Source organism: Aerococcus viridans, assembly GCF_002871935.1.
GTDB lineage: Bacteria > Bacillota > Bacilli > Lactobacillales > Aerococcaceae > Aerococcus > Aerococcus viridans_B.
Genome location: NZ_PNHQ01000013.1, coordinates 53017 through 65294, shown reverse-complemented (window position 1 = coordinate 65294; position 12278 = coordinate 53017). Strand labels below are relative to the sequence as shown.

The 12278-nt window shown below is 36.7% G+C and carries 8 protein-coding genes; 1 reads left to right on the top strand and 7 read right to left on the bottom strand.

The features are described 5' to 3' along the window. Window positions 1–245: 245 nt before the first annotated feature. From CJ191_RS06305 to parE, 5 genes are all read right to left on the bottom strand, one after another. Entirely contained in the window at window positions 246–1175 is a 930-nt protein-coding gene (locus CJ191_RS06305) for a manganese-dependent inorganic pyrophosphatase (protein ID WP_070467709.1), read from the bottom strand. A gap of 127 nt (window positions 1176–1302) precedes the next feature. Continuing rightward, on the bottom strand, window positions 1303–2154 hold the full coding sequence (locus CJ191_RS06300) for an aldo/keto reductase (RefSeq protein WP_102199308.1): 852 nt from the start codon (window positions 2152–2154) through the stop codon (window positions 1303–1305). Between the two features lie 86 nt (window positions 2155–2240). Further along, window positions 2241–3422 (bottom strand): acetyl-CoA C-acetyltransferase, encoded by a 1182-nt coding sequence (locus CJ191_RS06295; RefSeq protein ID WP_102199307.1) that lies wholly within the window; start codon window positions 3420–3422, stop codon window positions 2241–2243. 194 nt (window positions 3423–3616) lie between these two features. Further along, window positions 3617–6091 carry a DNA topoisomerase IV subunit A gene (parC, locus tag CJ191_RS06290; RefSeq protein WP_102199306.1) on the bottom strand — a complete coding sequence of 825 codons (2475 nt, stop codon included), beginning with the start codon at window positions 6089–6091 and terminating at the stop codon, window positions 3617–3619. Further along, window positions 6091–8208: a DNA topoisomerase IV subunit B gene (parE, locus tag CJ191_RS06285; protein ID WP_102199305.1), complete on the bottom strand. Its 2118-nt coding sequence runs from the start codon at window positions 8206–8208 to the stop codon at window positions 6091–6093. The genes parC and parE overlap by 1 nt, the downstream gene beginning before the upstream one ends. Window positions 8209–8304: 96 nt before the next feature. On the opposite strand from parE, the gene plsY reads away from it, so the two are divergent. Continuing rightward, the gene (gene plsY, locus CJ191_RS06280) at window positions 8305–8907 is read left to right on the top strand and encodes a glycerol-3-phosphate 1-O-acyltransferase PlsY (protein WP_070467714.1); all 603 of its coding nucleotides are present in this window, start codon (window positions 8305–8307) and stop codon (window positions 8905–8907) included. 83 nt (window positions 8908–8990) lie between these two features. Here plsY and xerC read toward each other — a convergent pair whose 3' ends face one another. Both xerC and topA read right to left on the bottom strand, forming a co-directional pair. Beyond that, a complete protein-coding gene (gene xerC / locus CJ191_RS06275) occupies window positions 8991–9926 on the bottom strand; it encodes a tyrosine recombinase XerC (protein ID WP_070467715.1) in 936 nt (311 codons plus the stop codon). A gap of 93 nt (window positions 9927–10019) precedes the next feature. After that, window positions 10020–12098, bottom strand: coding sequence for a type I DNA topoisomerase (gene topA, locus CJ191_RS06270; protein WP_070467716.1), 2079 nt, complete (start codon window positions 12096–12098; stop codon window positions 10020–10022). Window positions 12099–12278 lie beyond the last annotated feature (180 nt).

Genomic DNA, 12278 nt, shown 5'->3' with positions numbered 1-12278 from the left:
GTTGTTTTATAATAGGTGAATAGGTCATGAATTTTCCTTCTTTCAAGTATATTGTGGTGATTTACTTTATTTTAGGATTTCATGGCCTTTTTGTATACCCAAAAATAGTGCTGGCGGAAATTCCTAAGAATTTCCCACCAACACTATTTATCATAGAACCGATAAAAGTTAGCGATAAAAATGCACAAAATGCCTTCTAAACAAATTGTTCAAAAGGCACTTCATATTTTTTAGTAAAGCATCCATTAAAATGTTGATTGTAATGGTGGTACTACTTGTTTCTTACGCGATACAACACCTGGTAAGTTAATCTGGTTGTCGATGACTTGACCGCCGTAAGCTTGTTCAACATGTTGCACAAAATCATCAGAACCTACTAATAAACCTTCTGAATCACTTGTTAAAATATTCGTCACTACTAATAAGAATGCAGCATACTCATTTGCTGTTATTAATTCTTTCATCGCTGCAATGACTTCTTCTTTACGTTTTAAGACATCATTAACGTCTACAACATTGATTTGGCCAATACGTACAGGTTTCCCTGCCATTTCAAATGATTTTGCATCACCGTCTGCAATCTCGCTAGCAGATTTGGCATCTACGTTTGTACCTGATTTTAATAAAGCTAAACCATATTTTTCAACATCTACACCAGCGATTTCGGCTAAGGCTAAACCAACTTTTTTATCCATTTCTGTAGTAGTTGGTGATTTGAATAATAAAGTATCAGAGATAATTGCAGATAGCATTAAACCTGCAATCTCTTTTGGAATCTCAATACCTGCTTCTTGGAACAATTCAAAAATAATTGTTTGAGAACAGCCATATGGTTTTGCAATAAAAGTTAATGGAGAGGCACTAGTGAAGTCGCCAATTTTATGATGATCTACAACAGAGTGCACTTGAACTTCAGCTAAATCACTAACAGATTGTTGCGATTCATTATGGTCGACTAAAGCAACCGTGTCTGTTTGTGAACCAATGGATTCAATCACTCGTGGTGCATCTTGACCAAACTCTTTTAAAGCGTATGCCGTTTCTTCGTTAACTTTCCCTAAGGCAACAGCTTCTGCTTCAATTCCTTGTTGGTTTAATAAATATGTATATGAGATAGCAGAGGTAATAGCATCTGTATCTGGGTTTTGATGACCGAAAACTAAAATTTTATTCACGTTTATTGCTCCTTTTTGAATGAAATGATACTGATAGTTTAACATAGATTAAATTGAAAAAAGGAATTTTTCGAAAAAAACGAAAAACTCCTCTTATAAATAAAATATCAAATTAAAATAGACTTTATTAAAATTCTTGATATACAGCCGGATCTTGATTCGCTGCACGACCATTCACTTTGTCTAAGCGATCAAATACTGCTAAATCTTCTTCATCTAACTTGAAGTCAAAGAAGTCTAAGTTTTCAATTTGACGTGTTTTCTTACTAGATTTAGGGATTGGCATGGCCCCCATTTGCGTCTGCCAACGTAGGATTGTTTGGCCAGCTGTTTTACCATATTTATCGCCCACTGCTTTAATTTCTTCATTTTCAAGAATAGACTTATCAATTTTTTCATTGGCACGAACAAATGGTGACCAAGATTGGGTAATAATACCCTTTTCTTCATGATAGGCTCTTTGTTCTTTTTGTTGGAAATAAGGATGCATTTCTACTTGGTTGACTACTGGTAGTACACCTGTTTCACGTTCGATACGGTCGATATGGTCTGGTAAGAAATTACTTACACCAAGATGTTTTACATATCCACGTTTTTGAGCTTCAATGAGTGCTTGCCAGGCTTCCACGTAATGGTCTTCTTTTGGATTAGGCCAATGAATCAAGTAAAAGTCATAATAGTCTAAGTTAGCGCGTAATAATGACTCTTGGATTGTCACTAAGGCATCATCAAATTTATGATAACGACCAGGTAATTTTGAAGCTACTTGAATATCTTCTCTTGCAATACTTGAACGACGGATAGCTTCCCCTACAGTTGCTTCATTTTCATAATTATAAGCTGAATCTAAGTAGCGATACCCCACTTCTAGAGCTGATTGAATAGCATCAACACCATTAAAACCTTTCAGCTTATAGGTACCAAAACCAATCTGCGGTACTTGTGTCCCGTCGTGGGCAGTGTAGCTTGGAATAGTCATAAAATTGCTCCCTCCAAATTAATAATGGTTACTTATAGTTTAACATGTATAAATTTAAGTCCAAATCATGTGCTTAAAGAATATTTTTAAATGGATTGTTTGACGATTAACGACACACCTTGACCGCCGCCAACACATAATGTAGCTAAGCCATATACAGATTGACGTTTTTGCATTTCATGAATCAGCGAAACTAAAATGCGAGCGCCAGATGCACCGATTGGGTGACCTAAGGCAATCGCACCACCGTTTACATTAACCTTATCTGCAGGCAATTCTAAGCTGGTAGTAACGCAAAGTGCTTGCGAAGCAAATGCTTCATTCGCCTCAATTAGGTCTAAATCATCTACTGTAATATTTGCTTTGTCCAGGGCTTTTAAAGTTGTTGGAATTGGACCGGTTCCCATAATTGAAGGATCCACTCCTCCAGTTGCATATGATGCAATAGATACCATTGGTTTTAAACCTAATTCATCAGCTTTGCTTTTAGACATTAATACAAGCATTGCTGCACCATCGTTTATACCAGAAGAATTTCCTGCCGTAACTGTACCATCCTCTTTAAATACTGGTTGCAACTTGCCTAATCGTTTCGGTGTAATACCTGTGCGCGGACCCTCATCCTCTGTTATAACTTGACTACAATTTTTTTGTTGGATAGTTACTGGAACGATTTCCTCAGCAAAACGGTTAGCTTCTTTTGCTGCTATAGCTTTGATTTGACTAGCTGCTGCAAATTCATCTTGAGCTTCTCTAGAAATGCCATAACGTTCAGCAATATTTTCAGCTGTAATTCCCATAGCATCGTTAGAAAAGGCATCTGTTAATCCATCACGTTGCATGGTATCAATGATTTCTCCATTGCCCATACGTTGACCCCAACGTGCAGAATCAATAATGTATGGTGCTCGGGTCATGTTTTCAGTACCCCCTGCTACTACGATTTCAGCATCACCTAACATGATGGCTTGTGCGCCCATCATAACTGTTCGCAATCCTGACCCACAGACTTGATTAATCGTAACTGCGGTTGATTCGTTAGATAAACCAGATTTTAAAGCTACTTGACGCGCAACATTTTGCCCCAGACCAGCACTTAAAACATTTCCTAAAAATACTTGTTCCACTTTTGTTGGATCTAATTGAATTGATGCTAATGTTGCTTTTAATACTTCTACACCTAAATCGACAGCTGAAATATCCTTGAATTGGCCACCAAATTTTCCAATTGCAGAACGTTTAGCTGCAACAATGACTACTTCTTCCATAAAACTCTCCTTTATCATTTCTCCACTTTCTATGTCATAAGAAAATTGAACAAATGTTTATCTCTTTCATTATAGCGAAGAATGCTATTAATATCTAGTTATCAATACTAAGTTAAGTAATTATCGTTTTTTATAAATTTAGCCTATAACAAAACGCCCGCCAAAACAATATAAATTTGGCAGGCGTTGTTTTCTTAATTAAAAATTTGTTTTTCAGGATCAAAAGATGTGAAGTCGATAAGTGGTGTAACCGCATTTATCTGACCGTTTTCTTTCTCGTCTACCAGCATTGATCCATTAGAATATCGATTAGCAATTGGGACATCACCCGTTCTAAAAAGTTCTCGATAAGACTGATTCGTGACAATTTCAAACGATTGCTTGGTATCCTTCACTTCAAAAGTATTAACGAAACGATGTGGGTTTGATTTGAGTTCTTTAAGCGCTACTAAGCCACGTTTTGCACGACCAAGTAGATTAATCTCTGCCCATTTCAATCGTTTCATATGTCCTCTTTGTGTCACCATCATCAACTGTAAATTATCATCTGGAATGGCTGCATAAGATAGACCAACCACATAATCATCTTGTTTTAGATTGATTGACTTAACACCTTTAGCTCGCGCACCGATAATTGAAATTTCATCGATACTATATCTCAAGGTGAAACCAAAGTGGGTAATTAAAATCACTTGAGCTTGATCTTGGTTAGTTTCGTTACTAATTCGATACACCCCAACGACTTGGTCGGTATCACCAGACAAGTTCATCGCCAAGGAAGATTTATTTTTATGGCCACGGAACTCTTTAAATTCAGCTAAAGCTGTTTGTTTAATCATACCAGCTGATGAAGCGAGCAATAATTTATCTTTGCTATTTTCGTCATATTTAAATACACCAATAATAGATTCATTGCTTGCAAATGTAATTCTTTGCGAAACGTGCTCACCTAAGTCTTTCCAACGAATATCTTGTAATTCGTATACTGGTTGGAAAATGTAGTTACCTTTATTGGTAATAAAGACTAATTGGTCTAAGGTGGTCATTTTCTCTAGGAATTGAACATGATCTCCATCTCTTAAACCAACTTCTTCAACACCGGAAGCTTTAAATGATCGTATACTAGACCGCTTAATATAACCACCACGTGTAACGACAACCACCACATCCTCTTCAGGAATTAGCAATTGTTTCTTAACGACTACTTCCTGAATTTCATCTTGAATTTCAGTTCGACGTTTTGATGCATAAGCTTTTTTGATTGTTTTTAATTCTGATTTCATTCGGCCATATAGAACCTTATCGTCAGATAGGATTGCTTGGTAAGATGCGATATCTTCATTTAATTGTAGACGCTCATTTTCCAAGGCGGTCACATCTGTATTGGTTAAACGATACAATTGTAAATTGACAATTGCTTCTGCTTGTGTTTCTGAAAAATTAAAAGCCTCAACTAAATTTTGTTTTGAATCTGCTTTATTTTTAGAATTACGAATTGTCTTAATCACTTGATCTAGAATCGACATAGCTTTCATTAAGCCATCAACAATATGTAAGCGTCGTTGTGCCTTATTCAAATCAAATGTTGTACGACGCCGAATAATTTCATAACGATGACCAATATATGCAGTTAGTGCTTCTTTAATGCCGACTAGTTCTGGACGCTGATCGTTTATTGCGACCATATTGAAGTTATAGTTAATTTGTAAATCTGAATTTTTATAGAAATAGTTAAGAATAGCTTCTGCACTAGCATCTTTTTTTAATTCTATAACAATTTGTAGTCCGTTACGGTCAGTTTCATCACGGACTTCTTGGATACCGTCAATAGAGCGATTTAATCGTAATTCATCCATTCGTCGAACTAGATTGGCTTTATTTACCTCATAAGGAATTTCTGTAATCACAATTTTCTCTTTACCGCTACGTTCGGTTTCGATATGGTGTTTTGAACGAACAACTACTTTACCTCGACCTGTAGTATAAGCTTTCTTTAATTCATCTTTTCCTTGAATGATTGCACCAGTTGGAAAATCAGGCCCAGGAACAAGGTCCATAAGCTTGTCGACACTTGCATTTGGATGATCGATTAAATAAGTTGTGGCATCGATAATTTCACCAAGATTATGTGGTGGAATTTCAGTTGCATAACCAGCTGAGATCCCAGTTGCTCCATTTACGAGTAAATTTGGGAAACCTGCGGGCAGTACGGTAGGTTCCTCAGCTGTATCATCAAAGTTAAGGATCATTTCAATGGTATCTTTATCTAAATCACGTAATAGTTCATCAGCGATTTTAGATAGACGGGCTTCCGTATAACGCATGGCAGCTGCAGAATCTCCGTCCATTGATCCATTATTTCCATGCATTTCAACTAGCACTTCTCGGTTCTTCCAGTCTTGAGACATCCGGACCATAGCTTCATATACAGATGAATCCCCATGTGGGTGATAGTTACCAATTACGTTACCAACCGTTTTTGCGGATTTACGGAAGTTTGAAGAAGATGTATTTCCTTCTTGAAACATTGCGAATAAGATGCGACGTTGTACGGGTTTTAATCCATCTCGAATGTCAGGTAGGGCTCGATCTTGAATGATATATTTAGAATATCGTCCAAATCGGTCTCCCATAACCTCTTCTAATGTTAATTTTTGAATTTCAACCATTAATAATCACCATCTTCATCAAATAAATTAATTTGTTCCCCAGCTATATTATCTGGATGCCCATTTGAATGTATATGCGCTTGATTTTCTAAAATTTCAACAACTTCCTCTTTGTCGCTATGCTCTGTATCTGAGGCATTCTCTAATAAAGTATCTTCCTCGTCCATTGTAAATGCTACATTTTCCTCAATCCACTTACGACGCGGTTCTACCTTATTCCCCATTAAAACAGATACGCGTTTTTCAGCTAAAGATAAGTCATCAATCGATACGCGCACTAAAGTACGTGTTTCTGGATCCATTGTCGTTTCCCACAACTGTTCGGCATTCATCTCACCTAAACCTTTATACCGTTGTAGGATATAACCTTTCCCAACCTTATCTGTCACAGCTTTTAATTCTTCATCAGTCCATGCATATTCAATCACCTCATTTTTCCCTTTGCCCTTAGAGACTTTGTATAAAGGTGGCATAGCCAAATAAACTTTTCCAGCTTCAACTAGAGGTTTCATATAACGGAAAAAGAAGGTAAGCAATAGCACCTGGATATGTGCCCCATCGGTATCTGCATCGGTCATGATGATGACTTTATCGTAGTTAGCATCTTCAACTTCAAACTCAGCACCTACGCCTGCACCAATAGTATAAATAATCGTATTTAATTCTTCATTTTTTAAAATATCTTGAATACTTGCTTTTTCCGTATTTAATACTTTACCGCGTAGGGGTAAGATTGCTTGGAATTTACGGTCACGGCCTTGTTTAGCAGAACCACCGGCAGAATCCCCCTCAACTAAGAAAAGTTCATTCTTTTTCGCATTACGACCTTGAGCGGGTGTAAGTTTACCAGAAAGTAACACTTCCTTACGTTTACCTTTGGCACCACGTGAAGCTTCTCTTGCTTTACGCGCAGCGTCTCTTGCCTCACGTGCTTTTAAAGCTTTACGGACAAGCATTTGAGCAGTTTCTCCATTTTCAATTAAATAAACAGCTAAATTTTCAGATATCATCTTATCAGAAGCTGAACGAGCTTGTGGTGTACCTAACTTAGACTTCGTTTGTCCTTCAAATTGTAAAATTTCTTCAGGTACTCGTAACGATAAGACGGCTGTATAACCTTCTCTCACATCAGACCCCTCAAGATTTTTTTCTTTTGCTTTCAGTAAGTCTACTTTACGGGCATACTCGTTAAATGACTTTGTTAAACCAGTCCGCATACCGGATTCATGACTACCACCATCAGCAGTTCTGACGTTATTTACGAATGACAGAACAGTTTCAGAGTAACCATCGTTATATTGAAAGGCTAATTCTATTTCAATCTCGTTCTCTACCCCTTGGAAAAAGACCACATCATGTAAAACATCTTTATCTTCGTTCAAGTAGTCTACGAAAGCCTTTATACCTTCCTCGTAATGGAAAGTTTCTTCAGTTTCATTCTCTTCATCAATGAAGTCGATACGTAAGTTCTTCAATAAGAAAGCAGATTCACGTAAATGTTCTCGAATTGTATTTGGGTCAAATTTAATATTACCGAAGATTTCTGCATCCGGATAAAATTGAATTTTAGTCCCCGTATTTTTTGTCTTAAAAGCTTTTGTTTTAGGTTTGCTAGGTTTACCGCCATTTGTAAATTCTTGATAGTATTCCTTTCCATCACGATGGACGGTAGCAATAAATTTGCTTGATAAGGCATTTACTACAGAAGATCCTACACCATGAAGGCCCCCTGATGTTTTATAACCTGAACCACCAAATTTACCACCAGCATGTAAAACAGTTAAGATAACTTCTACTGTTGGTTTACCACTGGTATGCTTACCAATCGGCATTCCCCGACCATTATCGGCAATTATTGCCGATCCATCCTTGGCAAGTGTCACTGTGATGTGGTCAGCATAACCACTCAGGGCTTCATCAATCGAGTTATCGACAATCTCATACACTAAATGGTGTAAACCGCGTGCATCAGTTGATCCGATATACATACCAGGACGTTTTCTAACAGCTTCCAAGCCCTCTAATACCTGGATCGAACTTTCATCATAAGTTGATTTATTATTTTGCTTTGTTGGTTTGGCCAAATTATTTACCCCACTTTCAATCTTTTTCATCATATATTAAAACTGCGGATTTGCCAAATGGTATCTTTATTCGTTCGAATTAATGATATAATATAAGAACCCTACAGATAAATTGAAAGGAATTAAAATATGTTAACGATTCTATTACTTGTTGTCGCTTATCTATTAGGATCAATTCCCTTTGGATTAGTTGTCGGCAAACTCCTTTATAAAAAAGATATTCGCCAATTTGGCTCCGGAAATATTGGAACAACAAACGCCTTCCGTGCTTTTGGTACCACTGGGGGAATATTAGTCTTTATCTGCGATATGATAAAAGGTGCAATCCCTGTATTATTAGCTAATTGGCTACAACCCGGTTTACATCCGCTATTATTTGGTGGCATGGCTATTATTGGTCACTCTTTTCCGCTATTCTTAAAATTTAAGGGAGGAAAAGCTGTCGCAACTTCCTTTGGTGTTGTATTAGCATACCATCCATTATTTGCATTGATTTCTATCGCATCATTCTTCGTATCTTTATTTGTCACAAGTATGGTAAGTTTCTCCAGTATTTTTGCAATTGCATTCGCAACCATTTTAAGTTTGCTTTATCAAGATTGGGTCTTAACCTTAGTGACTGCTTTAGTCCTAGCACTTGTTGTTATACGTCATAAAGATAATATTAAACGTATTCGTCAAGGAACAGAATCTAAAGTACCTTTTGGTTTAAACAAACATAAGAAAAAATAAGCATAACTAAAGTTATTTAAAACTACTTTTGCTTAATTTAACTTCATTTTTTAATGCTAAAGAGCGTTTCCAGATTAATCAGTCTAATCCTGGAGACGCTCTTTTGTCAACTTAGCGTGCGGATGAAATTGTAAGTAACTATCTCTTAGTTTCTCTTTTGATAAGTGCGTATAAATCTGTGTAGTTGATAGGCTTGCATGACCTAGTAGCTCTTGCACTGTTCGAATATCCGCCCCGTTATTGAGTAAGTGTGTAGCAAAAGAATGACGTAGTTTGTGAGGATGAATAGACAAAGTAGTGGCAGATTTTTTAACAATTTGATCTAAAATATAAGCAATTCCTTGACTGGTTAATTGTTCCCCTCTGTAATTAACAAATACGAACGCATGTTCTTCTTCGTTCAAATTGCCTTTAGTCATCAGCTGTTTTCTACCATTTTCTAAATATTCGACTAGGGCATCGTGACAAAAAGAACCGATGGGGACATATCTATCTTTCTGCCCTTTACCGTGTAACAACACGATATCTGCGTTTAGGTCTATTTGTCCTATGGTAAGATCTCTTACTTCACTCACACGAGCACCAGTCCCATATAGAAATTCTAGTAATGCTTTATTTCTAAGTGAAATGGGATCAGAACCTTGTACGGAGTTGAACAGCGTTTGAATTTCTGATTCATAGAAAAAATCAGGTAATTTAAGACCATGTTTAGCAGTTTTTACGTAATTAAAAGGATTTTCACTGATGTAACCGCGATCGAGTAGCAAATTATATGCTGATCGCAAACTTGATAAATGACGAGAAATAGATTTTCTGGATAAATTTGCACGTTGTAAGTTGCCTAAATAAATCCGAATATCACGGTAGGTAACTTGATCATACTCAGGGATTCCAGCCTCTTTTATAAAAGTCTCAAAGTTTTCTAAATCAGCTAAATATGCTTTTATCGTATCGACGGAATATTGTCTTTCATGCGTCAAATAGTCCCTAAATAAATCCTTAACATTTGTTGCCGGCATTAAAAAACACCCTCTCTATTAATGGTTTTAATGTACCATAATAAAAAGGATGTTTTCAAATTTTGCTTAATTTTTTTCAAGTATTCAGGTAAATTAGTCTTCTGCTGCTTCACCTTTTTGAACGTTTTCTTCATAATCGCCGTTTGGACAAACAATTTGTTTACCACCACGAATTTTCTTCTCAACCAAGTAATGATCACATTTTGGACAATTACGGGCTACAGGTTTATTCCAGTCTGTAAAATCACAGTCTGGGTAACGAGAACAGCCATAGAAGATACGGTTTTTCTTCGATTTACGTTCAACAACTTGACCTTCATGACATTTAGGACAAGTTACGCCTATTTCTTTTACGATGGCTTCTGTATGACGACATTCTGGGAAGTTTGCACAAGCATAGAATTTCCCATAACGCCCCATTTTAATCACCATTTCACCACCATCAACTGGGCATTTAAAACCAGCTGGCTCATCTTTAATTTCAATTTTTTCCATCTCAGCTTCAGCTTTTTCAAGATCTTTGTGAAATGGTTTAAAGAAGGCGTCAATCACTTCAACCCATTCTTTTTGATCTGTTTCGATGTCATCTAATTCTTTTTCTAAGTCGGCGGTAAAAGATGTATCTACGATTTTAGGGAAGAATTCAGCGATCATTTTATCGACAATTTCACCAAGCTCAGTTGGTTCAAAGCGTTTAGCTTCTAATTTAACATAATAGCGTTTGATTAATGTTTCAATTGTTGGTGAATAGGTAGATGGACGGCCAACACCGTCTTCTTCAAGTTTTTTAATTAAAGAAGCCTCTGTATAGCGAGCAGGTGGTTGTGTGAAATGTTGATTTGGTTCTAAATCTTTAGATTTCACAGTCTCACCGTTTACTAATTCAGGTAAGATATTATCTTTATTGTTCGCTTCTGTATAGACTTTTTGATAACCTTCAAACTTAATTTTTGACCCATTCGCTCTAAAAGTCGCTTGATTTTGTACTAGATCTGCAGATACTGTGTCATAGACTGCTGGTGCCATTTGGCTAGCCATGAACCGTGACCAAATGAGTGAATATAAGCGGAATTGATCACGAGACAAGTAATCTTTAATTGAATCAGGTGTACGGTCTGCTGCTGACGGACGAATGGCCTCATGGGCATCTTGAGCACCTTGAGTTTGCTTGTTTGTTGATTGATATCCTAAATATTCTTTTCCAAAAGTATCCGTAATATAAGATTTGGCACTGGCTTTAGCAGAATCAGAGATACGAGTAGAGTCTGTTCGCATATACGTAATCAATCCTACTGGGGCACCGCTACCCAACTTAATCCCTTCATACAGTTGCTGAGCAACCATCATCGTTTTACGAGTACGGAAGTTCAATTTCTTTGCAGCTTCTTGTTGCATGGATGATGTGGTAAAAGGCTTTTGTGGATTACGTTTACGTTCTTTTTCCGTCACATTCTCCACTGTAAAGTCTTGGCTCTTGATTTCGGCCATAAATGCTTTAACATCATCTTCATTTTTTAAATCTAGCTTTTTACCTTTAAATTTAGATGCATTGGCTTTAAAGGTTTTCCGATTTTTAATAAAAGAACCTTCAATTGTCCAATATTCTTCAGGCTTAAAAGCACGAATTTCATTCTCTCGGTTAATAATCATATGTAAAGCGACAGATTGTACCCGACCAGCGGATAAACCTTTCTTCACTTTCTTCCATAGCATAGGTGACAAATTATACCCTACTAATCGATCTAAGATTCTACGCGCTTGCTGTGCGTCAACTAAATCCATATTAATTGGACGCGGATTTGCAATCGCTTCTTTAACAGCTTCTTTGGTTACCTCATTGTAGGTCACACGAATTGGATCTTTAGCATTTAAACCTAAGATGTGGGCTAAATGGAAGGCAATTGCTTCCCCTTCGCGGTCCGGGTCACTTGCAAGGAAAACTTTTTCTGCTTTCTTTGCATCTTTACGTAATTCTTTAATTAAGTCGCCTTTACCACGGATGTTTATATAGTCAGGCTCATAGTTATTTTCAACATCAATACCCATACGCGATTTAGGTAAATCACGTAAGTGCCCTTTGCTGGCTACTACTTTATAATTTCTGCCTAAGTACTTATCTATAGTTTTGGCTTTCGTCGGAGATTCTACGATTACTAAATATTTATATGCCAACGACAAGCTCCTTTCTGATATCCATTTCTAAATCGATTTACATATTATGCTACTCTAATAGCATTTGTCAAATATGAAAATAAATTGCTACAAATGAATATATAACCTAAAGATAAAATAAGCAAGCGATAAATATTAGTTTTATAATAGAAGAAAATGAATTTGATTCAGAAATTTTAT

Bases quoted from the DNA above. Each gene is read 5' to 3' on its own strand.
- CJ191_RS06300 (WP_102199308.1), bottom strand. From the start codon at position 2,154: ATGACTATTCCAAGCTACACTGCCCACGACGGGACACAAGTACCGCAG.
- CJ191_RS06295 (WP_102199307.1), bottom strand. From the start codon at position 3,422: ATGGAAGAAGTAGTCATTGTTGCAGCTAAACGTTCTGCAATTGGAAAA.
- parC (WP_102199306.1), bottom strand. From the start codon at position 6,091: ATGGTTGAAATTCAAAAATTAACATTAGAAGAGGTTATGGGAGACCGA.
- parE (WP_102199305.1), bottom strand. From the start codon at position 8,208: ATGATGAAAAAGATTGAAAGTGGGGTAAATAATTTGGCCAAACCAACA.
- plsY (WP_070467714.1), top strand. From the start codon at position 8,305: ATGTTAACGATTCTATTACTTGTTGTCGCTTATCTATTAGGATCAATT.
- xerC (WP_070467715.1), bottom strand. From the start codon at position 9,926: ATGCCGGCAACAAATGTTAAGGATTTATTTAGGGACTATTTGACGCAT.